The 26,528-nt window shown below is 69.7% G+C and carries 22 protein-coding genes; 8 read left to right on the top strand and 14 right to left on the bottom strand.

The genetic code is table 11. The annotated features are described in order from the left end of the window. Nucleotides 1-24: 24 nt before the first annotated feature. Nucleotides 25-2,529 carry a GcvT family protein gene (locus FU260_RS04710; RefSeq protein WP_147916007.1) on the bottom strand — a complete coding sequence of 835 codons (2,505 nt, stop codon included), beginning with the start codon at nt 2,527-2,529 and terminating at the stop codon, nt 25-27. Between the two features lie 59 nt (nt 2,530-2,588). On the opposite strand from FU260_RS04710, the gene FU260_RS04705 reads away from it, so the two are divergent. Then, nucleotides 2,589-3,368 carry a GntR family transcriptional regulator gene (locus FU260_RS04705; RefSeq protein ID WP_147916006.1) on the top strand — a complete coding sequence of 260 codons (780 nt, stop codon included), beginning with the start codon at nt 2,589-2,591 and terminating at the stop codon, nt 3,366-3,368. 24 nt (nt 3,369-3,392) lie between these two features. Here the strand turns inward: FU260_RS04705 and FU260_RS04700 are convergent, their stop codons facing one another. From FU260_RS04700 to FU260_RS04655, 10 genes are all read right to left on the bottom strand, one after another. Next, nucleotides 3,393-3,818 carry a PaaI family thioesterase gene (locus FU260_RS04700; protein WP_147916005.1) on the bottom strand — a complete coding sequence of 142 codons (426 nt, stop codon included), beginning with the start codon at nt 3,816-3,818 and terminating at the stop codon, nt 3,393-3,395. Beyond that, nucleotides 3,811-4,839 (bottom strand): quinone oxidoreductase family protein, encoded by a 1,029-nt coding sequence (locus FU260_RS04695; RefSeq protein ID WP_187368425.1) that lies wholly within the window; start codon nt 4,837-4,839, stop codon nt 3,811-3,813. The genes FU260_RS04700 and FU260_RS04695 overlap by 8 nt, the downstream gene beginning before the upstream one ends. Before the next feature lie 62 nt (nt 4,840-4,901). Next, nucleotides 4,902-5,684, bottom strand: a complete 783-nt coding sequence (locus tag FU260_RS04690) for a VOC family protein (protein ID WP_147916003.1) — start codon at nt 5,682-5,684, stop codon at nt 4,902-4,904. Beyond that, complete coding sequence (locus FU260_RS04685; RefSeq protein ID WP_147916002.1) at nt 5,681-7,183, bottom strand: tripartite tricarboxylate transporter permease; 1,503 nt, start codon at nt 7,181-7,183, stop codon at nt 5,681-5,683. The genes FU260_RS04690 and FU260_RS04685 overlap by 4 nt, the downstream gene beginning before the upstream one ends. After that, nucleotides 7,183-7,743 carry a tripartite tricarboxylate transporter TctB family protein gene (locus tag FU260_RS04680; protein ID WP_147916001.1) on the bottom strand — a complete coding sequence of 187 codons (561 nt, stop codon included), beginning with the start codon at nt 7,741-7,743 and terminating at the stop codon, nt 7,183-7,185. Before FU260_RS04680 ends, FU260_RS04685 begins: the two co-directional genes overlap by 1 nt. Continuing rightward, nucleotides 7,740-8,717 (bottom strand): tripartite tricarboxylate transporter substrate binding protein, encoded by a 978-nt coding sequence (locus tag FU260_RS04675; RefSeq protein ID WP_168211651.1) that lies wholly within the window; start codon nt 8,715-8,717, stop codon nt 7,740-7,742. The genes FU260_RS04680 and FU260_RS04675 overlap by 4 nt, the downstream gene beginning before the upstream one ends. 276 nt (nt 8,718-8,993) lie before the next feature. Next, nucleotides 8,994-10,469 (bottom strand): phytoene desaturase family protein, encoded by a 1,476-nt coding sequence (locus FU260_RS04670; protein WP_147915999.1) that lies wholly within the window; start codon nt 10,467-10,469, stop codon nt 8,994-8,996. Continuing rightward, nucleotides 10,466-11,704 carry an HTTM domain-containing protein gene (locus FU260_RS04665; protein ID WP_235912423.1) on the bottom strand — a complete coding sequence of 413 codons (1,239 nt, stop codon included), beginning with the start codon at nt 11,702-11,704 and terminating at the stop codon, nt 10,466-10,468. The genes FU260_RS04670 and FU260_RS04665 overlap by 4 nt, the downstream gene beginning before the upstream one ends. Further along, nucleotides 11,701-12,504, bottom strand: coding sequence for a DUF5819 family protein (locus tag FU260_RS04660; protein ID WP_222847996.1), 804 nt, complete (start codon nt 12,502-12,504; stop codon nt 11,701-11,703). The genes FU260_RS04665 and FU260_RS04660 overlap by 4 nt, the downstream gene beginning before the upstream one ends. A gap of 124 nt (nt 12,505-12,628) precedes the next feature. Beyond that, nucleotides 12,629-17,512 (bottom strand): YPDG domain-containing protein, encoded by a 4,884-nt coding sequence (locus FU260_RS04655; protein WP_168211650.1) that lies wholly within the window; start codon nt 17,510-17,512, stop codon nt 12,629-12,631. Between the two features lie 374 nt (nt 17,513-17,886). Here FU260_RS04655 and FU260_RS04650 point away from each other — a divergent pair, with 374 nt between their 5' ends. After that, a complete protein-coding gene (locus FU260_RS04650) occupies nt 17,887-19,209 on the top strand; it encodes a glycoside hydrolase family 15 protein (RefSeq protein WP_147915997.1) in 1,323 nt (440 codons plus the stop codon). Nucleotides 19,210-19,353: 144 nt separating this feature from the next. Here the strand turns inward: FU260_RS04650 and FU260_RS04645 are convergent, their stop codons facing one another. Both FU260_RS04645 and FU260_RS04640 read right to left on the bottom strand, forming a co-directional pair. After that, nucleotides 19,354-19,992, bottom strand: coding sequence for a LytR C-terminal domain-containing protein (locus FU260_RS04645; RefSeq protein WP_147915996.1), 639 nt, complete (start codon nt 19,990-19,992; stop codon nt 19,354-19,356). Nucleotides 19,993-20,020: 28 nt separating this feature from the next. After that, nucleotides 20,021-20,317 (bottom strand): DUF3263 domain-containing protein, encoded by a 297-nt coding sequence (locus FU260_RS04640; RefSeq protein ID WP_210418203.1) that lies wholly within the window; start codon nt 20,315-20,317, stop codon nt 20,021-20,023. Between the two features lie 107 nt (nt 20,318-20,424). On the opposite strand from FU260_RS04640, the gene FU260_RS04635 reads away from it, so the two are divergent. The 5 genes from FU260_RS04635 to FU260_RS04615 all read left to right on the top strand — a co-directional run bounded on the left by FU260_RS04635 (nt 20,425) and on the right by FU260_RS04615 (nt 23,474). Then, the gene (locus FU260_RS04635) at nt 20,425-21,147 is read left to right on the top strand and encodes a uracil-DNA glycosylase (RefSeq protein ID WP_147915994.1); all 723 of its coding nucleotides are present in this window, start codon (nt 20,425-20,427) and stop codon (nt 21,145-21,147) included. Continuing rightward, nucleotides 21,144-22,049 carry an SGNH/GDSL hydrolase family protein gene (locus tag FU260_RS04630; protein WP_268957810.1) on the top strand — a complete coding sequence of 302 codons (906 nt, stop codon included), beginning with the start codon at nt 21,144-21,146 and terminating at the stop codon, nt 22,047-22,049. The genes FU260_RS04635 and FU260_RS04630 overlap by 4 nt, the downstream gene beginning before the upstream one ends. Beyond that, the gene (locus tag FU260_RS04625; protein WP_147915993.1) at nt 22,042-22,266 is read left to right on the top strand and encodes a hypothetical protein; all 225 of its coding nucleotides are present in this window, start codon (nt 22,042-22,044) and stop codon (nt 22,264-22,266) included. Before FU260_RS04630 ends, FU260_RS04625 begins: the two co-directional genes overlap by 8 nt. Before the next feature lie 103 nt (nt 22,267-22,369). Continuing rightward, complete coding sequence (locus FU260_RS04620) at nt 22,370-22,957, top strand: TetR/AcrR family transcriptional regulator (RefSeq protein WP_187368423.1); 588 nt, start codon at nt 22,370-22,372, stop codon at nt 22,955-22,957. Nucleotides 22,958-23,021: 64 nt separating this feature from the next. Further along, a complete protein-coding gene (locus FU260_RS04615; protein ID WP_147915992.1) occupies nt 23,022-23,474 on the top strand; it encodes a nuclear transport factor 2 family protein in 453 nt (150 codons plus the stop codon). Between the two features lie 110 nt (nt 23,475-23,584). On the opposite strand, the gene FU260_RS04610 is transcribed toward FU260_RS04615, so the two are convergent. Next, nucleotides 23,585-24,466 (bottom strand): alpha/beta fold hydrolase, encoded by an 882-nt coding sequence (locus tag FU260_RS04610; RefSeq protein ID WP_147915991.1) that lies wholly within the window; start codon nt 24,464-24,466, stop codon nt 23,585-23,587. Between the two features lie 153 nt (nt 24,467-24,619). Here FU260_RS04610 and FU260_RS04605 point away from each other — a divergent pair, with 153 nt between their 5' ends. Next, entirely contained in the window at nt 24,620-26,527 is a 1,908-nt protein-coding gene (locus FU260_RS04605; protein ID WP_147915990.1) for an acyl-CoA dehydrogenase family protein, read from the top strand. The last annotated feature ends 1 nt before the right edge of the window (nt 26,528 follow it).

Here is a 26,528-nt window from a genome sequence, read left to right as displayed (position 1 = left end):
TTCCGATGGAATCGCGCCGCACGCTCATCCCTTCACCCGGGCCAGGTCAGGGTCGAAGGGGGCGGTGCGTCCCACGGTCAGGACGGTCACCGGGTACCGGTCGCCGAGATACTCCACCAGCAGCTCACCGCCGGCGACGGCATGCTCCGGCGGCAGGTACGCGAGCAACAGATATCTGCCCAGCGAGGGCGCGGGCCCGGCTGAGGTGACGTACGACCGGCGACCTACGCCGTCGACGATCGGCTCCCCACTCCGGGTGAGGATCGGTTCATTCCCGGTCATGAACCGGCCCGCCCCCGGGTCCAGCGCCAGCGTGCACAGTGTGGCCGCCGGTGCCGCCTCGCGGGCGGCCAGATAGGCCGCCTTCCCGATGAATTCCGGGTTCTTCACCCGCGGCAGTGCCAGGCCCGCCTCCACCGGGTTGTACTCCCCGGTCAGCTCCGCACCCATCAGCCGGTGCGCCTTCTCCAGGCGGCCGGTGGTGCCGTAGACGCCGATCCCGGCGGCGATCATCCCGTGGCGCTCGCCCGCCTCCCAGAGCAGGTCCCAGAGCTGGAGTCCATACTCCGTGGGCGCGTGGATCTCCCAGCCGAGGTCACCGACGTAGGAGATGCGCAGCATCGAGACCGGCAGGCCACCGAGCACCACGTCCCGTGCGGTCCCGAAGCCGAATCCGGCGTCGCTGACGTCGTCGTCGGTGAGCCCGGCCACCACCTCGCGCGCCCGCGGGCCCCAGATGCCGACCGTGCACACCGCTGAGGTCATGTCGACCAGGTGGACCGAGCCGTCGGCCGGGAGGTGCGCCCGAAACCAGGCTAGGTCCCGTGCACCGTCGGCGCCGCCGGTGATGATCCGGAAGTCCTGCTCGCCCCGGCGCACGATCGTCAGGTCGGAACGGAACCCGCCGTCGGGCGCGAGCAGCGGGGTGTAGATACCGCGCCCGATGGGCCGGTCGACCTGGGCCATCGCCATCCGCTGCACATAGCCGAGCGCGCCCGCTCCGGTGACGTCGAACACGGCGAAGGCACTCAGGTCGATCATCGCCACCCGGTCCCGCATCGCCAGATGCTCCGCCTCGATGATCGGCGACCACCAGCGCGCGTCCCACTCGGCGCTGCGTTGCGGGATCCAGGCCGCGTACTCCTGGACCAGACCGGCATTGGCCTCATACCACTGCGGGCGTTCCCAGCCGCCGGCTTCGAAGTACACCGCGCCGAGTGCGCTGGTGCGGGGGTGGAACGGGCTGGTGCGCACCGGCCGGTTGCTCAGCCACTGCTCGCGCGGGTGGGTGATGCCGTAGATCTTGCCGAAGCCCTCGGCGGTGCGGGCGCGCACGTGCGCCTCGGTGCGGGCGTGCGGGTAGAACCGGGAGATATCCGCACTGTGCAGATCGATGTCGGTCGATCCCTCGGTGAGCCATTGTGCGATCATCCGTCCGACGCTGGGCGCCTCTTTGATCCACACTGCTGCGGCTGACCACAGTCCGGCGACCTCCGGGGTTTCGCCGAGGAGCGGTCCGCCGTCGGGGGTGAGGGAGAGCAGTCCGTTCAACGCCTTGTGCGGCTGCGGGGTGGGCCCGCCGAGCAGGCCGGGAAAGAGCTCCTGGGCCTGGCGCAGCTGCGGCGCGAAGTCCTCAGCGGTGAACGGGAAGCTGGTCGGGCTCTCCTGGCCGGGCGCCCCGACCGGGGGGATCTGACCCGGGCTGTGCAGGATGGGTCGGTGGGCGTAGGACCCGATCTCCAGATTCGCGCCCCGTTGCCGTTCGTACATCAGGCAGTCCATGTCCCGCACCAGGGGGAAGCCGATCCACTCCCCGCTGGCTTCCAGCTCCGGGATCGGCCCGACGTCGATCATCTGGTGCACTGCCGGGGTGAGCGGGATACGCGCACCGGCCAGCGCGGCCACGGCCGAGCTCCAGACCCCGCAGGCCACCACCACGATCTCGGTCTCGATGGCGCCCCGGTCGGTGACGACGCTGCGCACCCGGCCGCCGGAGACCGCGAGGTCGACCACCTCGGTCTCGGCGCAGACGGTGAGCGCGCCGAGCTGCTCGGCCTGCTCGCGCATCAGGGCCCCGGCCCGTACCGGGTCCACGATCGCGCCGGTGGGGGTGTGGAAGCCGGCGACCAGCAGGTCGGTGTCGCAGTACGGCACCAGGTCCTTGATCTGCCGAGGAGTCAGCAGCTCCGCCTCGATGCCCCAGGACCGGGCGGAGGTCATCCGGCGGCGCAGCTCCTGGGCGCGCTCGGTCGATCGGGCCACCTCGATACCACCGCAGGCGGTGAGCACGCCCAGTTCGGCGTACTGGCGCATCGAGTCCACGGTGAGATCGGTGATCTCCTTGGAGTGGTCCACCGGGAACACGAAGTTCGAGGCGTGCCCCGTGGATCCGCCAGGGTCGGGCAACGGTCCCTTGTCGAGCAGGACGAGGTTGCGCCAGCCCTGGTCGGCCAGATGGTGCACCACGGAGTTGCCGACCACTCCCGCTCCGATGACGACGACGTCCGCTCGCTCCGGCAACTGTGCCATGGCGTCCTCCTCGACCAGCCCTGATACTCTCAAGATATATCAGGAGAGAGGTGTTGGCCATGGTTCGAACGGAACCCGATGCCGGGCCGGCGACCACTCCGGCAGCCCGCCTGCCTCCCGCGCCGACGGCTCAGCCGCCGACCGCCTCCTCGTGGACCGATCAGACCGCCCTTGCCGACCTGACCGTCCCGCCCCCGCCGGGCGCGCCGATCGAGTCCCGCTCCGCTGTCGCCTACTTCCACCTCCGCGACCTGATCGTCACGCTCGAGCTGGCGCCAGGTACCGCTCTGGACGAACGGGACCTGATGGCGCGACTCCACCTCGGGCGTACTCCCGTGCGCGAAGCGCTCCGGCGGTTGGCTGACGAGGGGCTGGTCGCGATCTACGCTCGGCGCGGGACCGTCGTCGCTCCGGTGGAGGTGCGCGACCTGGCGCGCGTCTCGGAGGTGCGGGTCGAGCTCGAGGGGCTGGCGGCCCGGCTCGCCGTCGAACGTGCCGATCCCGCGGACCGGGAGAACGCCTCCCGGCTGCTCGCCGACCTGGGTTCCGGTGCCGAAGGCCAGCGCGGGCTGATCCGGCTGGACCAGCGCGTGCACCACTGCGTGCACCACGCCACCCACAACCGCTACCTCCAGGCCTCGCTGTCCGAGTACCTCACCCTGAGCCTGCGGCTCTGGTTCCTCGGACTGGCGCAGGTGCACCGGCTCGACGAAGCCGTCGACGAGCACCGCGGCCTGCTCACCGCGGTGCTCGAGGGTGATCGCGATGCGGCGGAAGGCGCCGCCCGCGCTCACGTCACCGGCTTCTGGGACGAGATCCGGCAGGTGCTGACGACCTGACCGGGACCGCCCGGAACAGTTCCCTTACTCGTTCTTCCGGGTGGCGAACGAAGCGTAGGTGCCCCGGCCCACGGCCAGCGTCTTCCCGCTGGCGTCGAGGACCTCGGCCTCCGCCACCGTCAGGGAACGACCGGCGCGCACGAGCCGGGCACGCACGGTGAGGTCGCCCGGGGCGGCGGCCCGCAGGTAGTGCACGGTGAAGTCGATCGTCGGGGCCGGAACGCCCTGGGTCGCGACCAGTGCCCAGTCGGCGGCCAGGTCCAGCAAGGAGCTGAGGATGCCGCCGTGGGTCTTCCCGACGGAGTTCGCCCACTCCGGACGCCACGTCGCCGTCAGTTCCAACCCCGTGTCGGTGACGGAGCGGACCTCCAGGCCGAGCCAGTCGTGGAAGGGGGCCTCGCGCAGACGCTGCTGCAGTTCCGGTGCGGTCAGGGTGGGCTGCTCAGACATTGTCGGTCTCCTGGGTGGACGGGGTGATCACGATCTTGCCGAGGACCTCCCGGTCCCGGACCTTGCGCAGGCCTTCCACGGCCTCGCTCAGCGGGAGGACATGACTGACCGGGGGGTCGAGCTCACCGGTGGCACACAGCTGCAGCAGTGCCTCGAAGTCCTCGGTGCGGAAGCTGTTCGAGCCGATCACCCGTAGCTCGAAGCTCCAGATGTAGCGCAGATCCTCCTTCGGGTCGTACCCGGCCGTGGCGCCGCAGACCAGGATCGAGCCGCCGAGCTTCACGCTTCGTAGTGTGGGGGCCCAGGTGTCCCCGCCGGTGAAGTTGATGACGACGTCGACCCCGCCCTCCCCGGTGAGCCGGTGCGGCTTGCCGTAGTGGGTCTTGACCCACTGGTAGAAGTCTTCCTCCCGGTAGTTGATCACCTCGTCGGCCCCGATCTCGAGCAGGGCCTGGCACTTCTCGGCACTACCAGCGGCGGCGATGACATGCGCGCCGAGCTTCTTGGCCAGCACGACTGAGGCCGTCCCGACACCGCCGGAGGCACCGAGGACCAGGACCGTGTCGCCGGCCTTGATCTCGCCCTTGCCCATGATCATCCGGTGGGCGGTGCCGTAGGCGACCGGGAGTGCAGCCGCTTGGACGTCGCTGACCGCGTCCGGGATCCGGATGAGCTGGCTGGCGTGGACCAGCGCGTACTCGGCCATCCCTCCGTCGAGCATCTCACCCATCAGGCCCTTCTCCGGGTGCCGGGGGTGCACCAGCACCCGGTCCCCGGCGCGCCAGCCGGTGACATCCTCGGCCACCTCGGCGATCTCCCCGGCAAGGTCCAGGCCCGGCACGATCGGCAGCGGGACCTTGATCCCGGGCATGCCCTTGACCGTGAACAGGTCGTGGTAGTTGTACGCGCTGGCAGTGACCTTGAGCACGACATGCCCGTCGCGGAGCTGCGGCCGTGGGTGGTCGGAGACCACCGCGAGCTGGTCGAGTCCGCCGTGCTCGGTCAGGACGAGCGCATTCATAGTGCCTGGCACAGTGATGTTTCCCTTCGTTGGTGCCGGGTGCCGCTCGGAGGCGGCGTGGTTCAGGATGAGTGGGACGAGCCGTGACCCGGGCTGGTCCAGGTGAGAAAGTCCTCGAGCCCGCCGAGACCTCCTCGGCGGTGCCCACCGGCCAGCTGGATCCGGGTCAGGCCTTCGCCTGCCGCCCCCTCCGGCCTGGTGAAGACCAGGTCGAGCCCGCTCAGGCGGAGCCGGTCAGGAGCGCTCTGGGTGGCGCCGAGCTGGTGGTAGCCGTGCACAGCAGCCGGCAACCCGCCGGAGGGCGAGGTGGCCGGGTCGCCGGGCTCGGCCAGCTCCAGGCGGTGCAGCCGGGGCGCCTCGGCATCGCTCAGGTCGTGCGGGGCATCCCAGGTGATCAGGAATGGCAGGAGGGTGCGCCACTGGGTGGTACCGACATACAGGTTTCGCCAGGTCAGGACGGTGCCGTCCGGGTTTCGCCGGGACATCGGCACCGGCCCTTCGACCCGCAGGCCGGACTTCTGCAGCGCTTCCCCGGCTGCGGCAACATCGGCCACCTGGAAGGCGAACCCGAGCGGAAGAGCCGCGTGGGTGTCGAGGGCATCGGCCACCTGGGCACGGTTCGTCGAGTGCGACCGGGCGAGGTCCGGATCGGTGACGGTGAGCAGCTCCAGGTATCCCTCGGCCAACGCGAACAGGCTGTTGGCGGTCCCCCGCCCGATGTGCTCACCGCCACCGGCGTACCTCAGCCCGGCCGAGGTGAGCGCAGCCGTGGCCGCGGACAGGTCCCGTACTCCGAGTACGGCATGGTCGAAGCAGATCCCGGTGCCAGTGCCCGGAGTGCTCATACTGTGCTCAGCTCCTTGGCGGCCGCCTTTTTCCGGGAGCGCCGCGATCCCCAGATACTCACGACCAGCAGCGCCACGGCGGCGAGGAGCAGCACTGCCGAGATGGGCCGAGTGAGGAAGACGGAAGCGTCGCCGTCGTGCAGCATCAGCCCACGGCGCAGGTTGGACTCCAGGATCGGCCCGAGCACCAGGCCGAGAGCGAGGGCGGCGACCGGATAGTCGAACCGCACCATCAGATACCCGATCACGCCGAAGACCAGCGTCACCCACAGCAGGTAGGTCTGCCCGGTGGCGATGAACGCGCCGGTGAAGGACAGGGTCGCGATCGCCGGAAGCAGGATACTGCGGGGCAACAGCGCCACACTGGCCAGCGGGCGGGCTAGGGTCAGGCCCATGATCAGCATCGCGACGTTCGCCAGCAGCATCCCGGCAAAGAGGGGGTAGACCAGGTCTGCTCCCCGGCCGTCGAACAGTGCCGGACCGGGGGTGATCCCCTGGATGACCAGCGCTCCGAGCATCACCGCAGTGGCAGCGTCGCCCGGAATGCCCAGGCTGAGCAGCGGCACCATGGCACCACCGGCAACCCCGTTGCCGGCGGCGTCCGGCGCGGTGAGCCCCTCGATCGACCCCTTGCCGAACTCCTCCGGCTTCTTCGAGACACGCTTGGCCTCCCCGTAGGCAATGAAGGAGGCCATCGCCCCACCGCCGCCGGGCAGGATGCCGACGATCGTGCCGATCACCGAGCCGCGGAAGACCGGCCGGAAGGTGCGCCGGATATCCGCCCATGAGGGAAGGATCCGTCCGATCGTGGTCACCATCCGGGTCTTGCGGCCGGGGACCTCGGCCAGTCGCAGCACCTCTGCCATCGCGAACACGCCGATGATCGCCGCCAGGAACGGCACCCCCAGCCGGAGCTCGGGCAGGCCGAAGGTGAACCGGGGCAGGTTCACCAGCGGGTCGGTGCCGATCACTCCCACCAGCAACCCCAGTGCGGTCGCCGTGAGGCTGCGGGCTTTCGAGGTCCCGGTGACGGCGACGGCAGTGGTCAGCCCGAGGACCGCGACGGAGAAGTACTCCACCGGCGAGAATTTCAGCGCCACGCTCGCCAACAGCTGGGAGAAAGCCCACAGCACCAGCACCGAGAAGATTCCGCCGAAGGCGCTCGCCCACGCCCCCAGCCCGATGGCACGGCCAGCCTCGCCCTTCAGCGCCATCGGGTAGCCATCGAAGATCGTCACCGCACCGGCAGGGTTGCCCGGGGTACGCAGCATGATCGAGGTGATCGAGTTGGAGTACTGGCTGCCGGCGAAGATCCCGGTCAGCATGAGCATCGAGTGCAACGGGTCCAGGTCGAGGGTCAACGGCACCAGCAACGCGATCGCCACCGTGGCGGTCAGGCCGGGGATGACGCCGACGATGATGCCGGCGGAGGCACCGATGACGATCCACATCAGGCTTGCCGGCGTGAACACGTTGCCCAGCGTGGCTGCCAGCTCCATCAGAAGATCACCCCAGTAGGCAACCTGGCCTGCAGCACCAGCACGAAGGTGAGGTGGCAGAAGAGCGTGATCCCCACGCCGGTGGCGGCGGCTACCGCCCGTCCGCGCCAGGACCGTTCCTGCAGCAGGTAGCTCAGTGCACTCGCATACACCACCGTCGTCAGGTGAAAGCCGAGCACGGGCATGGCCAGCGGGTACGCCACACTGGCGATCAGCACCACGAGCGCACGGGTACGCCCGCCGCGGTCCTGCTCTGCTGCCTCGTCCGGCTCATCGGTGCCCGCGGCGGCCACGGTGTGCGGCAGCGGCTCGCCGGTGCCGCGGACCGCGCCGATGATGGAGACCACTGAACCGAGAGCCAGCAGACTCGCCACCACGATCGGATACAGCTGCGCGTTGGACTCGGCGAGTGGCCCGGTCAGCTGGACCGCTTGCACGACGATGGCCACGGAGAAGACGAACAGCACGCCGGGGAAGGCGATCTTCAGCACGGACTCGTTGCGGGGACCGCGTCCGGGGTGTCGTGCAGTCGCTGCCGGCGCACGGACGTCGTCGCTCATCCGGCCGCCTGGGCGAGGCCCATCTCTTGCAGCAGGTCGGCGATCGTGGGCCGAAGCTCATTCATGTACGCCTCGAAATCCTCACCGGTTCGGTACCGCGGCGTGTTCCCGGCCTCGGCAGCCGCGGCGAGATACTCCTCGTCCTGCGCCGTGGTCTCGATCGCCTCCACGAGAGTGGCCCGGACCTCCTCATCGAGCCCAGCCGGTGCCGCGATTCCCCGGAAGGACGCGATCGGGGGCACGTCGTACCCCTGCTCGACGAAGGTCGCTGTGTCCGGGTACTCCTCGGTGCGCTCACTGGCGAAGGTCCCCAGGATGCGCAACGTCCCGTCCTCGACGTACTGGGCCGCGACCGTCGGGGTGAAGACGAAGGCATCGATGTTTCCGCCGAGCAGGTTGGTCAGACCGTCGGCCTGACCATCGAACGGGACGTACTCCCACTCCACCCCCAGCTCTCGGGCCAGGGCTGCCGGGGCCTGATGGTCGATCCCGCCCATCCCGGAGGTACCGACGGTCAGGTTGCTCCCCTCGAGGTCGGCAGCCGTCTCGTACGGGCTGTCGCTGGGAACGTAGAAGTACAGCTCCTGCTGCTCGTACTGGGCCAGGATGTCGAAATCTTCCAGCGCGGGCGAGGTCGGGTCCAGGATCTCGTTGCTCAGCACGTCGTAGGTGAGCAGGCCCACGGAGTACCCGTCGTTGTCCGCCTGTGCCAGGCTTCCCCACCCGATCGCACCGTTGGCGCCCGGCTCGTTGGCCGGGCTGATGGTGGCGGACAGCGGCTCTTCGAGCTCGCTGACGAACAGCCGCGCCGAGAGGTCGGATCCCCCGCCCGCCGACCACGGAATCATCAGCTCCACTGTGCCGTCGGGGTAGGGGCCCGCCGCACCGCAACCGGACAGGATCGTGCCCACGGCTACGGCGGCAGCGATCCACGGTGCCGCAGAGCGTCGCCCAGTTCCCGGGGTAGTACGCACATGTACTCCTTGCATCGTCGAGAGGAACCGGAGCCCGCATCGGGCGCCTCCGGCGTCGGCCGGTAGCCATTCTCGGCACACTCCCCAGACTCGTGTGCGAACGTGCCGATTTGTCTCACTGAGTGGTCAGGAGGCGCACTCTCGCGGCCTCGCGACCCCTCGCCGAGCCGGACCACTCACCGCCGACTCGCTCGGCCGGCCAGGTCGCGTCCGGCGAAACTACGGCCGGTGCAAGGCAGGTCAGATACCGTCGCCGTACCGGGGTTCGGGGTGGGATCAGGGAGCCAGATCGGGGGCCGGGAGGCCGAACCGCTGCTGCAGCGCCATCCGGGCGGCGTGCCAACCACTCATCCCGTGCACCCCCGGTCCAGGCGGAGTGGACTGGGAGCACAGGTAGACCCCGGGGATCCCGGCGGCGTACGGGTTCGTGGTCAACCGCGGTCGAGCGAGCATCCCCCAGGTACTCAGCCCCCCGGCGGCGATGTCGCCGCGCACGTAGTTCGCGTTGTGCTCGGCCATCCGGTCCGCGGGGGTGCACCGGGCGTCGACCACGACGTCCCGGAAGCCGGGGGCGAATCGTTCGATCTGCGCGGTGACCAGCTCGGTGACGTCTACCGGACACCCGGCAGGCACGTGCGCGTAGGCCCAGCCCGGCCGCAGCCCGCCCACCTCGCGGCTCGGGTCATGCAGTGCGGGATCACTGAACAGCATCATCGGCCGTGCCGGCAGCACACCGCCCGCCACCTGCGCCTCGGCGCGGGCCATATCGGCCCTGCTGCCGGCCACGTGCACAGTGCCCGCTCCGGCCATCCGCTCGTCCGCCCAGGGCACCGGGCCGGAGAGCACGAAGTCCACCTTGGCGGCGGCATTGCCGTACCGGAACCGGGCCAGCGCGCTGCGCACCGACGGTCGCATCCGCTCCCCCCAGATCCGGAGCAGACCGGCCGGGGCCAGGTCGGCCAGGTAGGTGCGTGCCCGCGGCAGCTGCCGCCAGCTGGTCACCTCGCTGCCGGTGACCACCCGGCCGCCGTGGGCCTCCAAGTCAGCGATGAGCGCTGCCGTGATGGCCTGCGAACCCCCCACCGGGATCGGCCAGCCGGCGCCGTGGGCGTTGGTGGCGAGCATGATCGAGGTACCGGCCGCGGCGAGCGAGGGCAGGGTGGCGATCGCGTGCGCCGACACACCGGAGAACAGCGCCGGTGCCTCGTCGCCGCGGAACCGCAGGTTCCATGCGGGGGTGCCCTGCTCGAGCAACCGCAGCACGGCGGCTCCGAGGGCCTTCAGTCCGGGGCCGGTGAGCAGCCCCGGCGGGACCTCCCGGCGGTTGCCGAGGATCAGCGCAGTGAGGAGCTGTTCGTTCTCCACCAGGGGAGCGAACAGGTCCCGCCACGCTCCGCCGTCGACCCCCAGCTCTGTCGCAGTGCGCTCCAGCGAGCGGTACGCGACGGCGGCACGCCCACCGTCCAACGGCTGGGCGTAAGAGATCTCCGGGACCACCAGGTCCACCCCCCGGGCGGACAGGTCGAAGTCTCGGAAGAACGGGCTGGCCAGTGCCAGGGCGTGCACCGCCGAGCAGACGTCGTGCCGCAGCCCGTCGGCGAGCTCGGAGTCCAGGGTGCGCGCCCCTCCCCCGGCCACCGGCTGTGCTTCCAGCACAGTCACCTCGAGCCCGGCCCGGGCCAGGGTCACCGCACCGGCCAGTCCGTTCGGTCCGGAACCGATGACGACGGCGTCCGTGCTGGGGCGAGTCATCTCGCCATTGTCTCCGATCGGGCGGGGGCAGTCACGGCCGGCTCGTCTGGTTCGGCATCCGGGGGCGGGTCCTGTTCCGGTGGATCGGCGCGATCCCGGGATTCTCGCCAGACGGTGCCGATCCTCGTCCCGACCGCCTTCCAGGTGACGTCCCGGATGAAGATCGCGTCGATGGCGATCATCGCCAGGGAGAACCAGGGCAGCCCCATCAGGATCGCGATCCCCAGGTGGAAGGAGCCGATGCCGACCAGCGCGATCACCCGGGTAAACCGGCGCAGCAACATCATCGGGAAGGCCATCTGCAGGATGATCGAGCTCCACGAGATCGCGGTGACCATCGGCGACCAGGTGGTGAACAGCTCGCTCAGCTCAGGCCAGGTGCCGAACCGCTGGGTGTGCAGCGGGTTGTAGATCGCGTAGCCGTGCTGCCACGGCTCGCCGCCGGCCTTGTACAGCGCGCCGGAGGCGTAGACGAAGCAGACGTGGCAGGCCACCGCCACCAGCACCAGGTTGTGCGCGGAGTTGGTGATCCAGGCCGGGACGAACGGCCCACCGCGCCAGGCACGCTGCCACCAGGTGCCGCCCTCCGGGAGCCGGGCGCGGCGGCGGGCGTCCAGGGACCAGCGGCCGGCGGTGTCGGCGAACAGCAGCGCCAGCAGGGTGATCCGGTACATGTTGTCGCCCTGGTCGCCGAGGCTGTCGTTCATCTCGATGAAGGACACCCAGGCGACGAAGTAGACCGGCAGCACGATCTTCATCCGCCAGCCCAGGATCACCAGCACCGCCAGAGCGGCCAGCGCCAGGTAGGCGGCGGTGAAGGCGGTGTCGTTCAGGGCAACGCGGTGGAAACCGCTGAAGATCGGGATCTGCGGGAAGTCGCTGACCGGCTGGGCGGCCTCACCGTTCCAGGCGGATCCGCTGCCGAATGCGTAGTACCGGGTGCGGAAGTTGGTGGCGAGCAGTCCGAGCCCGGTCACGCCGAGCAGGATCCGGGTGATCGCGAGGCCGTAGCGAGCCCGTTTGGCGTCCACCAACCAGGACTCGACGAAAGCGATGCCGCGGTCCACCAGGGACCCGATCATCCGGAGCAGCTCGCCGATCAGCACTGCGAGCGTCTGCGCACCGGCGGCGGGCACCGACCTGCGCTGCCCGCGCCCTGCGGGCGGTGACGCAGACGTGGCCGCGGCGGGAGCGCCGTCGTTCTTCTTCGCGTTCGTGGCGTTCTTGGCGCTCACTGCCCGGACTCCTCCACCCCGGTGAGGAAGATCTCGGCGAAGCGCTCCTGGGACTGGCCGGGTTCGACGATCGGCCCGCGCCAGCCGGTGGGTGCGGGCTGGACGGCGGGCCGCTCGGCATCCGGGTTGTTCCGTTCGGCGAACGGGATCACGTTCTGCCGGCTGACGATGAACTGCACCTGCTGCACGTCCTCGCCCCACAGCGCCTGCGCCACCTGGGTGGAGTAGGCGCCGGCGAGGCGTTCGGTCTCCAGGTACTCCATCACGGCGGCCTCGTTCCCGTGCTCCAGCAGGGCCGCCTGGAGCCGATCTCGCCAGTCCTCACCCTGGTAGTAGCCCAGCGCGACGATCTCCTGCTGCGCCTCGTTCAGGTCGTCGAAGGCCCCCTTGAACCGGGAGGCGACGTCCATCGCGGCATTGGATGCCCGCGGCGGAAAGAGGTTGTGGGTGAGCATGGTGATCTCGGCAGCAGTGGCGTCCACCCACTCGGTCTCGACTGCGTCCTCGCCCGAGCCGGTCACGGCCCGCACCTGCAGCCGGTAGTCACCGTTGATCGGGTTCGGTGCGAACACGCTCCAGCTCTGCCCGTGCATCGGGATCATGTAGTCGTGCAACAGGGTGCCGGGCACCACGTCGCGCAGCCCGGAGCCGGGGGCGATCCACAGGAACGTGGCGAAGATGTGCCAGGCGGTGAAGAACGCGCCGAGCAGGATGACCACCCGTTTGACGGTGGTGAGCCTGGTGTGCTCGCGCGGTTCCTCGGTATCTGGCGCAGCCTCCTGGCTGTCCGACTTCGTCATCGTCTTCTCCCGGACCGGTTCGTCCTGCCCATCATGCCGGTGATGACCAGCGGCGAGGCCCAGTCCCGAGGGTGTGCCTCGGGACCGGGCCTCGCATCGTAGCCAGGACCTGCGCCGGCTTGGGTCAGCCTTCCTGTCCGCGACGGCGGAGCTTGGCGGCGACCGCCAGGCCAGCACCGACCAGGAGGAGGAGCAGGGCTCCGATCAGCAGACCCGGGTTCAGGTTCGCCCCGGTGTCCGGCAGATCGGCACCGCTACCGGAGGCGTCCGAGCTCCCGGAGGCACTCGCGCCGCCGCTGCCGGCAGCCACCACCACGAAGTCGGTGGCGGTGTTCGCCTCGGGAACCTCGCCCGAGGTCTCGCCCACCACGATCACGTAGTGCTCACCCAGCTCGAAGTCGGAGTCGACCTCGAAGGCGAACGTCACGTCGCCGTCCTCGTTGGCGGTAGCCGTGAGGTCGAACGGGGTGGAGTTCACCGTGGCGGTCACCGACTCACCGGCGGCGAACCCGGTGCCGTAGACCTCCTGGACCACGCCGGTGTCGCGGACGATCTCCGCGTACCGGACGGTGGCCGCCAGGCCGGACTCGTCACCGTCGGCAGCCGAGCTGGCGTTCGCCGATGCGGCAGCAGAGGCCTCCGCGGAGGAGTCCGCCGTGGACGCAGCCTCAGCGGCGGCCGAGGCCGCAGCGTTGGCGTCAGCCTCTGCCTCGGCAGACGCGGCAGCCGAGGCCTCCGCGTTGCTGTCCGAGTCATTGTCCGTGTTCGCCGCAGCCTGTGCCGCTGCGGCAGCAGCCGCGTTGGCGTCGCTGTCCACGTTCGCCGAGGCGTCCGAGGACGCGTCCTCGTTCGCTGCCGACTGGGCCGCCGCAGTGGCGTCCTGGTCAGCAGCTGCGGAGGCTGCGGTGTCCGCGTCCGGGTCAGCAGCGGCCTGAGCAGCAGCCTCAGCAGCGGCGTTGGAGTCGTCGTCCGCGTTCGCCGACGCCGCAGCCGAGGCCGAGGCGTTGGTGTTCGCGTCCGAGTCGGACGAGTCGTCCGCCTCCGGGTCGGTGGAGTCGTCCGCCGAACCGTCCGGATCCGCGGCATCGTCCGAGGAGGCGTTCGAATCAGCAGTCGCCGCAGCCGAGGCCTCCGCGGAGGAGTCCGCGGTGGCGGCAGCGTTGGCAGCGGATGCCGAGTTCGAGTTGGCATCGTTCTCGGCGGTGGCGTCCGCAGCGGCCGAGGCCTCCGCGTTGGTGTCGGACTCGTTGTTCGCATTCGCCGCAGCCTGAGCCGCAGCAGCGGCCGAGGCGTTCGCATCCACCTCAACGTCGGCCGACGCGTCCGAGGACGCATCCTCGTTCGCCGCCGACTGGGCAGCCGCCGTGGCGTCAGCATCGGCAGCAGCCGAGGACGTGCTCGACGCATCATCGTTGGCAGCAGCCTGAGCAGCCACCTCCGCCGAAGCGTTCGAGTCATCGTCCGCATTCGCCGACGCTGCAGCCGACGCCGAGGCGTTGGTGTTCGAGTCCGCTTCCGCCGTGGCGTTCGCTGAGGCCTCCGAGGACGAGTCCGCGGTCGAGGCAGCTTCAGCGGCGGCAGCGGAGTTCGCGTTCGCCGAGGTGTCGGTGTCCGTCTGTGCCGACTGATCGGCGCTGGCGGCAGCGTTGGCGTCCGCGGTGTTGTCCGCGTTCGCCGCAGCCTGAGCCGCAGCAGCAGCCGAGGCGTTCGCATCCACCTCAACGTCGGCCGACGCGTCCGAGGACGCATCCTCGTTCGCCGCCGCCTGAGCAGCCGCCGTGGCATCGACATCGGCAGCAGCCGAGGACGTGGTGGTCGCATCGGCATTGGCCGCTACCTCAGCAGCAGCCTCCGCCGAGGCGTTCGACTCATCGTCGGCGTTCGCCGATGCCGCAGCCGAGGCCGAGGCGTTGCCGTTGTACTCGTCGACGTCGAACGCAGCGGTGGCGTCGTCGGTCGAGTTGTCCGGGTACGTCACCACCACGGGGATCTCCACCAGGGTGTCCGCGTCCTCCTCGGACGGGGTCCAGCTGATCACGCCGGTGTCCGGGTCGATGGACGCACCCTCCGGTGCACCCTCACCCAGGCTGTAGGTCGTGCCCTCTGGTGCCTCCGCGTCCGCACCCTCACCATCGGTGAACGTCGGCGGGTCGGAGACCGCTTCGACACCCACCTGAGCCGGTGTGTCGGTGTAGGCCGGGGCCAGCGTGTCCGCCAGCGCGGCCACCTCGAAGGGTGCGTCCAGCGAGTCGACCGAGGTGTCCGGGTAGGTGACCACCACGGGGATCAGCGTGATGTCGTTGGCATCCTCGACGGCGGGGGTCCAGGTGATCACACCGGTGTCCGGGTCGATCGTCGCCCCCTCCGGTGCACCCTCACCGAGGCCGTAGGCCGTGCCTTCCGGTGCCTCCGCCTCCGCACCCTCACTGTCCGTGAACGTCGGCGCGGTGGACTCGGCCGGTACGCCCACCTCAGCCGGGGTGGTCTCGTAGGCCGGCTCGAGGTCCGCTGCGGTCACGTCGCCCACCTGGAACGGTGCGAGGACGTTGCCGGTCGAGTCGTCCGGATAGGTCACCAGCACCGGGATCTCCTCGGTGCTGTTCGCGTTCTCGACGCCGGGGGTCCAGGTGACGACACCGGTGTCCGGGTCGATGGTCGCACCCTCCGGTGCACCCTCACCCAGGCTGTAGGTGGTGCCCACCGGAGCCTCAGCATCAGCACCCGCACCATCGGTGAACGTCGGCGCCTCGGAGGAGGCCTCCACGCCGATCTCGGCGAGAGTGTCCGTGTAGGCCGGGGTGAGCGAGTCCGCCAGAGCGGCGACCACGAAGTCCGCGGTCGTGTCGTCCGTGGAGGTGTCCGGGTAGGTCACCACCACCGGGATGGACGTGGTGTCGTTCGCGTCCTCGACGCCGGGGGTCCAGGTGATCACACCGGTGTCCGGGTCGATCGTCGCATCCGCCGGAGCGTCCGGGCCGAGCTCGAACGTGGTGCCCGCCGGCGGGGCGACTGTAGCGCCGTCACCATCGGTGAACGTCGGCGGACCGGTCGTGGTCTCCACACCGGGTGTGGCGTCGGTCGGCTCGTAGGCCGGGTCGAGCAGGTTCGCCGAGACGTCGGCCACCTGGAACGGTGCCACCGCGGTGTCGGCCGACTCATCCGGGTAGGTCACGACGACCGGGATGTCTACCGTGCTGTTCGCGTTCTCGACGCCCGGGGTCCAGGTGATCACACCGGTGTCCGGGTCGATCGTTGCGCCCTCTGGGGCATCCGGGCCGAACGCGAACGTGGTGCCCTCCGGGGCTGTCGCCGGGTCGCCACCCTCGGTGAGGGTGAAGGTCGGCGCGTCGGAGACCGCCTCCGTGCCCGGTGCCGCCTCGGTCGGGGTGTAGGTGACGTCCAGGGTCTCGGCAGTGGTCGGCGCCTGGGCGGTACGGATCGTGGACGAGGCCAGGTCCAGCACCACACCGCCGAGCACGTTCGGCAGCAGTTCCACCGAGAGCGCCCGCACCGTGAAGGAGTCTTCACCGAGGTCGCCCTCAGCCGGCGGCTCGAGCTCGGTCGGCTGCGCGTTCACCGTCAGGGTGAGCAGCTGCTCGAGCAGCGGGTTGATGACGTCCAGGCCGTCGAGCAGCTCGCTGAGCGTCGTCTGCAGGGCAGCGACGACGCCGAGCGCGGGGGTGCCCTCGGTGTCGTCCGGGTTCAGGAGGCTGTCGAAGGCCCCGCCGACTGCGCCCAGCGCGGCCGTGATCACAGGCTCCAGCAGGTTCAGCAGGCCGCTTGCATCGAGCTCGAGCTCTGTGACAAGAAGGCTGAGGGAGACGGAGCCCGTGACATCCAGGTCCGGGTCGGTCTCGGTCACACCGAGGAAGTCTCCGAGCGTCCCGGCGAGCGTCGCACCAACATTTGCATCGCCGACGACGCCGCTGAGCAGAGTGACGCTCGGGTGGAGGTCGACGGTGACGGCAGTACCCAGAATGGCGTCGTCGAGCGCCTGCGCGACGTTGTCCAGCAGATCGTCGAGCAGGTTCGTGATCGCCGTGGTGACCTGGTTGATCTCACCGGTGGTGAGCAAGTTCGTGTTCGGGTCGAGTCCGTTCAGCCCGTCGGCGTGCAGCTGCTCCAGATCGATCGCGATCGTGCCCGTGGACAGGTCGATCGTGACCGCGCCCTCGCTGATCTGGCCGACGAGGATGTCGTCCGTGACTGCGGTCAGATCCACCGTGGCGTCGACAGTCGGCGCACCGAAGTCGACTGTGGCCAGGCTAATCGGGCCAACACCGAGGTTAGCCGGAGCGATAGTCACCGCGTCCAGCAGGCCCTGCACCGCGCCATCCGGGCCAAGGGCGCCGTTCACCGTGCCCTCAAGCTCGCCCACAGTGTCCTGCACTGTGCCGGCGAGGCCGTCAACCAGTGGGCTGTGCAGCTGCACCTCGGCGCCGGCGAGCAGGTACTCGCCCGCCGGGTCGCCCGGCTGAGTCTGCTCGGCGCGGGAGGCCAGTGCACCCAGTTCGAGGGCGACCTGGTCGACGATCTCATCGGTCAGCCCGTCGACACCCACCTGGCCGAGCAGCGCCGTGAGGTCCAAGGTCGCGGCTTCGGTGCTGCTGCCGGCGTCGGCATCGATCGAGCCGTCGGCACCGACCGCGCCAGAGGCAGCCAGGGACTCCTCCGCCGTGGGCGAAGCCGCGTAGCCGTTCAGGAGGCCCGCAGCAGCATCTGGACCGAGATTCAGCAGTCCACCGTTGCTGCCGTCCCCGATCAGCGGGAGGCTCAGCAATCCGAGATCGAGCAGAGCGGTCTCATCGAGCAGAGCGGCGTCGATGGTCGCGGGGTTCGGCCCCACATCGCTGGGATTGCCGGACTCAGTGCTGACGGCCGCCACCAGGTCAGCCAGCGCGTCGGCATCCAGCCCCTCCAGCACCGAACCGTCGATGAGCTGGGCGAGCGCCTCGCTGTCGTCACCCGGCTCGGCCGCGGCCGGTGGGGGCACGTGGGTGAGCCCCACCGCGCCGAGCGCTACAGCGGCGACGGACGCCGTAGCGATTGCCAGCGGCTTACGCCACTGAGCACGCGCCGATGAGCGCGCAGTCTTCTGCCTTGGTTGCACGTGACTCCCCCGAGCCTGTCGATATGGGCCGTGCCCGCGTCAGCCCTGGACGGAACCGGGCGCGGACTCGACGTTGTACAGACAGCAGGAACGCCGTCCTGGCGCTCCTGACGCCAGTCACTGTACGTTCGCGCAGCCGATTACTCGACCATTCAGCATCACGAATTGATAACAAAGTCACCTTCTGAACACGGGGTCTCACCGCACAGGGCATCGACCAGTCCGCACACTGAGACGGCGCGGCCGATACTCGCTGATTTAGGCTTACGCAGATGACATCTCGTCTGCGACCGCTCACCGTGGTGGCCACCCTGGTGGTGGCCGTCGCGCTGGTGGCTGCTGCGGCACTGGTGAAACCCCGGGCACCGGTCGCGCACAACTCCCTCTACCAGAACGGTGTCGCTGTCGACGCCGAGGGGAACCCCACGATCATTGCCGCGGGCGAGCAACCGCAGTACCTGGCCGGCACGCGGATCCTCGACCCGGGCCCCGGTGACCAGCTCGAGGCTGCCGAGATCCTGGCTTCGGAGAGCCACCAGTGGCTCGCCGAAGGCCAGATCCCCGGCGCCGGGCACGATTACGCCGAGCTGGCCACCACCGCTCTGCTCGACCTGCGGACTCTGACCAGCGACGACGGCGCCGTGCTCGCCGGCCCGTCGACCAACTGGCGCTACGTCTGGCCGCGAGACGCCTCCTTCGTGGTGGCCGCCTACACCGCCACCGGGCATCCGGCCGACGCGATCTCGATCCTGGAGTTCCTGCAGCAGGTCCAGGAGGACGACGGCTCCTTCCACGCCCGTTACCTGCCCGACGGTTCGGGTGTGCCGGACGAGCGCGGACTGCAGACCGACGGCACCGCCTGGGTGCTGTGGGCTCTGGACCGACTGCTGGCCGCAGCGCCCGAGCTCGGGCTAGACGTGGCGGCCCTGCGGGACCAGTTCACCCCGATGATCGAACGGTCCACCGACTACCTGCTCAGCCAGACCAACACCGAGAGCGGACTACCGCTGCCGTCCGCCGACTACTGGGAGCGTCAGGAGTCCCAGGTGACCCTCGGCACCGCCGCCCCGGTACTCGCCGGCCTGGAAGCATCGGAACGGATCTACCGCGGAGCCGGGCTGGCACAGCAGGCCGACGACGTAGTCACCCGCACCGAGCAGCTGCGCGGAGCCATCACCGACGATTTCGGGCAGTACGGCTATGGCCGCTACCCGAGCCGCACCGCCCAGGACGCGGCAACGGCGTTCACCCTGCCACCGTTCCTCGCCGAGCCGCTGCCCGGTGCGCTGGTCGCCTGGCAGACGTCGATCGGCGCGATGCAGCGCCCGGCCGGCGGGCTCGCGCCCGGCTCCTCCTGGCGCGAGCCGTCCATGTCCTGGACCCCGGAGACTGCGCTCTATGCCTGGGCCGCCGCCAGCAACGGCCAGGACGCCCTCGCGTGGCAGTGGATCGAGTGGATCGATGAGCACCGCACGGCTACCGGTTCGATCCCGGAGAAGGTGGGCCCGGACGGCTCCCCCGCGCACGTCGCCCCACTGACCTGGAGCTGCGCTCTGGTGCTGCTCACCCTGGCCGAGCTGGACGAACCGCGCTGACCCCAACCACGCCCAGCGAACCGGACCGGCAGTGCCAGCCGAGCTGAGCCCGCCACGGTGAGCTGCGCCGTCGCCGGCCGGAGCGCGTAGCGCAGACAGGCAGCGCGGCGCTCGCCCGAGGCGAGCTGCGCCGTCGGGACGTTCTTACTGCTCGAAGTCCGACCGCAGCACGATCACGACCCCGTTCGAGGCAGCCTCGGGGTCCTCATACAGCGCGCCGATCCCCAGTGCTTCCCCGATGGCCTCCGCTTCTTCGGCCATCTCCGCTGTGGTGTAGAAGACCGCGCTCTCCGTGGGCAGCTCGTTGCTGTAGTCGGCCGTGTCGATGTTGGTCCAGTCGTCGGCTTCGAGCTGGCTGGCGGCCTCACCGGCCAGCCCGACCGTCGCACTCCCGTTGAGTATCCAGACGCCGAGATCGCGGTCCAGGTCGTCCTCCGGGGTGGTCTCCTCCTCGGGCGACTCGCTGGCGTCAGCGTCGGCATCGGACTCGCCGGTCTCATCGGTGCCCTCGCCTGAGGGCTCCTCGCCGCCGGTGTCCCCGGAGCCGTCGGCGCCACTGTCATCGGCACCAGCCGTGGGCGTGGGGTCGGAGTTCGGTCCGGCCTCCTGCGACCAGATCTGCACCACACCGAACGCGAGGATCGGCGCCAGGACCAGCACCACCAGGAACGGCAGTGCGTGCCGCCACCACGGCACAGGTCGGCGGTGGACCCCAACGGGGACGCGGTCGGCGCCGAGCGCGTCGAACTCATCCTCGTCGTAGGCGTACGGCTGCTTGCTCACTGAGGAAGGCTAACCGGTCCGCACGCTCTTACAGGTCATTGCCGAGGCGGCGGGCCGTCCGCTCGCGCTGCCGGGTGGACCGCATCCGGCGCAGCCGCTTGACCAGCATCGGCTCGGCGGCGAGCGCCGCCGGGTCATCGATCAGCGTGTTCAGCACCTGGTAGTAGCGGGTAGCGGACATGTCGAAGAGCTCGCGGATCGCGCTCTCCTTCGCGCCGGCGTACTTCCACCACTGCCGCTCGAACGCGAGGATCTGCGCGTCCCGCTCGCTGAGGTCGCCAGCGGCGGTCGTGCTCTCGGTGGTCAGCGGACGAACTGCCGACATCGGTCCTCCTCGCGTTGTCCTCGGTGCTGCGTCGCCCATCCTAGGGGGAAACGACACGCGTGTCATTCAGCCTCGGCGGCGAGTGCTGTGATAACAGTGCGCGCTTCATGGCGCGGCCGTGCCACGCTAGTGTTGTGCAGACCTCAGCGACAAGCAGTCCCCAACCGTTGACGGAGCTGGTCGACCCCGGCTGGGCGCGTGCGCTGGCCGACGTCGAAGGCGATATCCATACGATGGGCGGGTTCCTGCGCGCCGAGATCGCGGCCGGGCGCGGCTATCTGCCGGCTGGCGAGAATGTGCTGCGTGCCTTCACCCACCCGTTCGAGCAGGTGCGGGTGCTGATCGTCGGTCAGGACCCCTACCCCACACCGGGCCATGCGATGGGGCTGTCCTTCTCGGTGCAGGAGGACGTGCGGCCGATCCCGCGGTCACTGCAGAACATCTACAAGGAGCTGACCAGCGATCTCGGCCTGCCGACGCCGACCACCGGCGACCTGTCCGCCTGGGCACACGCCGGGGTGCTGCTGCTGAACCGGAGCCTGACCGTGCAACCTGGGCAGCCCGCCTCGCACCGGGGCAAAGGCTGGGAACGGGTCACCGATGCGGCGATCCGGGCGCTCGTGGCGCGCGAGGAGCCGATGGTGGCGATCCTCTGGGGCCGGGACGCGCAGTCGCTCTCGCCGCTGCTCGGGCAGACGCCGATCATCGCCAGCGTGCACCCCAGCCCGCTGTCGGCCTCCCGCGGGTTCTTCGGCTCGCGGCCGTTCTCCCGCGCGAACGAGCTGCTGGTGGCGGCCGGGGCCGAGCCGGTGGACTGGCAGCTGCCGTGAGTGTGAGCTGGCACCGCTATATCGCCGTCGGGGACTCGATGACCGAGGGCCTGTGGGACCCCTACGCCGAGGAGGGGGAGCAACTGCGGGGCTGGGCGGACCGGCTGGCCGCCGCGTTGTCCGCGCGGCGGGTCGCCGACGGCGGAGCTCGCCTGGAGTACGCAAATCTCGCCGTGCGTGGCCGGCTGCTGGGGCCGATCCTGGACGTCCAGCTCCCCGAGGCCCTCGCCGCCGGACCGGACTTGGTGTCCATCGTGGGCGGTGGCAACGATCTGCTCCGGCCGAACGCGGACCCGGACCGGCTCGCCGTGCGGTTGGAGCGGGCGGTGCGCAGCGCACGGGCGGCCGGCGCGCAGGTGCTGCTGGCCACCGGTACCGACCCTCGCCGCGCCCCACTGCTCGGGGCGATCCGGCCGAAGGTGGCGGTGTACAACGCCCACATCTGGTCGATCGCCCGGCGGACCGGGGCAGACGTGGTGGACGTGTGGGGGTTGCGCGCACTGCAGGACTGGCGGATGTGGGCGCAGGACCGGATCCACCTCAGCCCCGAGGGGCATCACCGGGTGGCGCAAGCCGCCCTGGTAGCGCTCGGCCTGCCGCCGGAGGACCCGGACTGGGCCCGGCCGCTGCCGGCCGCCGAGCCGATCCCGGTGCGGGACCAGTGGCGCACCGATGCCGCCTGGCTGCGCCGGGAGGTCTACCCTTGGGCACGGCGGCACCTGCGCGGGCGGTCCTCCGGCGATGGGCGCTCCGCCAAGCGCCCGGACGCGGCGCCACTGGCCGCGATGGAGCCGGACGGATCGGCCGGGGCGGACGAACGGGCCGGGCCGGACGGTTCAGCCGAACACGGCGGATCGGCCGATGGGGCCGGCCCGACGAACGGGGTGGGTGACGATGGCTGACGCCGGCGGATTCGAGTACTCCGAACGGGACGGAAAGGTCCGGATCACCCACCACGGTGTGCACGCCACCACACTGCGCGGGCAGCGGGCCGCGGAGTTCTTGGCCCGGGTGGACCGGGAGGACCCGCAGGAGCTGATGGCACGACTGACCGGGAACTACCGGCGTGGCAACGAGCGCGTCGCGAAGCAGCACCCGCGCAACCAGGGCCGCCGCTGAGCCAGCCCGAGGAGCTGCGCGCCGCATCGCTTGCCCCATTGCGCTTGAACAACTATTCAAGCGAACTGATATCCTGGGCGCAGGCGATGCAGCGGGAGGGTGGATGACCAGCGTGAGGATCGGTACGCGCGAGCGCATTCTGACGGCGACCAGCATCCTGTTCCGACGACAGGGATACACCGGGACCGGACTGAAGGAGATCGCGGTCGAGTCAGACGCGAGGATCGGCTCCGTCTACCACTTCTTTGACGGCAAGGAAGCTCTGGCTGAGGAGGTCGTCCGCACCGGTGGCGCTGCCTACGGAGCCATGGTGCTGGGCGTACTGAATGACGGATCTCCCGCCCCGGTCGATGCAATCGGAGCGATGTTCACCCAGGCGGCCAGAGATCTGGAGCAGTCCGACTACGCCGATGCGTGCCCGATCGCCACCGTGGCACTGGAGGCGGCCAGCACCCACGACACCATCAGGCAAGCAACGGCGGACGTCTTCGCTGCGTGGACCGACGACCTGTCCTCATGGTGTCGCGCCATAGTCGATGACCCGCACCGCTCGCGCGATCTGGCGATCGCGATCCTGACGAGCCTGGAGGGAGGGTTCATCCTGGCACGCGCCCAACGCTCCCAAGCTCCCCTCCTTGCAGCGGGTCGGTCGATGACCCAACTGGCACAGACGATGGCCGACGCCACCTGAGAGCGGAGCGGCCGCGGCCCGTCATGCGCGAACGCACCGGAACCACCGAATACCCGGGAGAGCAATGTACAAACGCTTCGTCAGAGCCAAGGTCCGCTCGACGTTCGAGAGCATCAACGACGGTGACTACCTGCCTATGGTCGACGGACTCGCGCCCACATTCGAGTACCGGTTCCATGGCGACCATGCACTCGGGGGCCATCGAACCAGCCGAGCGGCGATGGTGCGGTGGTGGGAACGAGTCTTGCGACTGATGCCCGGCGTCCGGTTCTCCATCGATGACATTCTCGTGAACGGCGGGCCCTGGCGAACACGCGTCGCTGTGCGCTCCCACGTGTCCGGCCCTCTCCCCGGGGACGAGCACTACGCGAACACCGTGTTCCAATTCATCAGCCTGAGGTGGGGCAAAGTCACGTCGGTAGAGACCCTCGAGGACCTGCAGGTGCTTCAGCGCGCCCTGCACGCGGTCGCCACAGCCGGTGACAGCGAGGCACTCGCAGACCCCATCGAGGACTGATCTGCCCCCACCGTCCGCAGACCTTCGCACAACCATCAGGGGTCGCCCTCGTCTCGTCACCTTCGCAGGGTCATCGCTGCCACCGCTGAAGGATCGTGACTCACTGCTGATCACCGTTTCTTTCTTGGCCCTGCCTCTGTCTCGGACGGGCCTGGAACAGACGCGTCCTGATCCAGGAAGTCGCACAGTATCCGTGCCAATTCTTCGGGTTGATCCTCAGGGATCAAGGTGCCCGAATCGTGCACCTCAACCAGGCGGCCCTGTGGGAGGAGGTCGGCGAGGCGCTGTCCGTGCTCGCTAGGCATCATGAGATCTTCTGAAGCCCAGACAATGAGCGCCGGAGAGGCAAATTCTCCGAGCGCCTGGCTCCACGCCAGCAATGTCCGACGCCGTGGCGCACCGACGGCAAATGCACGAAGGTCGCGTCTGATCGCTCTGCTCCCCTGCGCCGGCGCGAACCATTGATCGAGCACGCCCTCGGGAATCCGCGTGTGGCTCAACGCCCCCCACGTTCTGCGACTGTGCCGGAAGAACGCCATGCGGAGAAGTTGCATGAGGAGCCACGTGCCACCGGGTGCACGCGTCAACCGCATCGCTGGCCGAGCCCGCTTCGGCGGGAAGTTGTCGAATGCCTCGCACGCGACGAAGACCATCCGCGCGATCCGCTGGGCGCGGCCCAGGGCGATGAGGAACTGAGGGCCGCCCCAGTCGTTCATCACTAGCGTGACATCCCGAAGTTCTAGGGCGTCAAGGAAGTCGGCCAGGATCTGCGCTTGTCCGCCTTGACCGAGATCGACCCCGGGGTTCATCGGCAGCCGGTGGGCGCCTAGCGGGAGTGTGGGCAGGATGCAACGGAAGTCACCCAACAGGGGAAGGACTTTGCGCCACTGCAGGTGATTCATGGGGAAGCCGTGCGTGAGCACTATCACCGGCCCTGGGCCACCCGTATCCACGTAGTCGATGGGACCAGCCGCCAACGTCACGGTCTCCACACCGGCACCTCCTTGAATGATCGTTCTAGGCTGTTATACCTTGTTTCGAATGATCGTTCAAGGTGTGGCGAAGGACGAGGTTGCGCCGTCTCCCGGGCGGAGCCTGGAAAAGTAGCGCATACTGCCAGTACCGGATATCGCGAGGAGGCGATAATGAGCACCACCCCGAAGGTCACCGAGCGCGACGCGCGCCGGGTAGCCGAGCAGTCCCGGCAGAGCGAGTGGGCGAACGAGTCGTTCGCCAAGCAGCTCTACCTCGGTGACTTCCGCCCGGACCTGGTCTGGCCACGAGTAGCGGCCGACCCGGAGCAGCACGCCCGGGGTGAGGCCTTCCTGGACCGGCTGGCCAGCCACCTGAGCGAGCACGTCGACGGCGCACGGATCGAGGCCGAGGACTCCATCAGTGACGAGGTGCTCGCCGGGCTGATCGACCTCGGCACCTTCGGCATCAAGATCCCCACCGCCTACGGCGGCCTCGGGCTGAGCCAGGTGCACTACAACCGTGCGCTGATGTTGATCGGGTCGGCGCATCCCAGCCTCGGCGCCCTGATCTCGGCACACCAGTCGATCGGGGTACCCGAACCGGTGAAGCAGTTCGGGTCCGAGGAACTCAAGGCCGAGTACCTGCCGCGCTGCGCGGCCGGAGCCATCTCGGCGTTCCTGCTCACCGAGCCGGACGTCGGCTCCGACCCGGCCCGACTGCGCGCCACCGCCACTCCCACCGCCGACGGCGACTACCTGCTCGACGGGGTCAAGCTGTGGACCACGAACGGAGTGCTGGCCGAGCTGCTGGTGGTGATGGCCCGGGTGCCCGAGCACGCGGGGGGCAAGGGTGGCATCACCGCCTTCGTCGTGGCGGGGGACGCGGAGGGCATCACCGTCGAACGGCGCAACTCGTTCATGGGGCTGAAAGGACTGGAGAACGGGCTCACCCGGTTCCACCAGGTCCGGGTACCCGCGAGGAACGTCGTCGGGCGGGAGGGACAGGGCCTGAAGATCGCGCTGACCACGCTGAACACCGGGCGGCTGTCCATCCCGGCGCTGTGCGTCGCGGCAAGCAAGTGGTCGCTGAAGATCGCCCGGGAGTGGAGCAACGAACGGGTGCAGTGGGGCCGGCCGATCGGGCGGCACCCGGCGGTCGCGCACAAGCTGGCGTTCATGGCCGCCACCGCCTATGCGCAGGAGGCCGTGGTGGAGATCGCCGGGGAGCTGAGTGACTCCGGTGCCGCCGATATCCGGATCGAGGCCGCGCTGGCCAAGCTGTGGTGCTCGGAGATGGCGTGGCAGGTGGCCGACGATCTGGTGCAGCTGCGTGGCGGCCGCGGCTACGAGACGGCCGCCTCGCTGGCCGCCCGTGGGGAACGAGCCGTGCCGGCCGAGCAGCTGCTCCGGGACCTGCGGATCAACCGCGTCTTCGAGGGATCCAGCGAGATCATGCATCTGCTGATCGCGCGGGAGGCAGTGGACACCCACCTCGCCGTGGCCGGGGACATCATCGATCCCGAGGCCACGTCCGCGCAGCGTTCCCAGGCCCTGGTGGCGGCGGCGAAGTTCTACGCCTCCTGGTTGCCGCGCCTGCTCACCGGACCGGGCAATACTCCGACCTCCTACGCCGACCTCGGCCCGTCCGCCCGGCACCTGCGGTACGTAGAGCGCGCGAGCCGCCGGCTGGCCCGGTCCACGTTCTACGGGATGGCCCGCTGGCAGGGCGGTCTGGAGCACAAGCAGGGTTTCCTCGGCCGGATCGTGGACATCGGTGCCGAGCTGTTCGCGATCACCGCCGTGTCCGCCTACGCGGCCCGCCCCGGCGCCGACGATTCGGCGCAAGCACTGGTCGACGGCTTCTGCCGACAGTCCCGGCTGCGGGTGGAGGCCCTGTTCCGGGCGCTGTGGGTGAACACCGACGCACCGGACGAGAAGCTCGCTGCCCGGGTGCTCGCCGGGGACCTCACCTGGGCCGAGGCCGGGGTGCTCGACCCGAGCGAGGGTACCGGACCGTGGATCGCCGACCCCCAGCACGGCCCGTCCACTGAGCCAGGGGTGCGGCGCCGCTACCGGTAAG

Origin of the sequence: Ruania zhangjianzhongii (assembly GCF_008000995.1) — a bacterium.
Taxonomy (GTDB): Bacteria; Actinomycetota; Actinomycetes; order Actinomycetales; family Beutenbergiaceae; genus Ruania; species Ruania zhangjianzhongii.
This window is presented reverse-complemented; position numbering and strand designations above follow the sequence as displayed.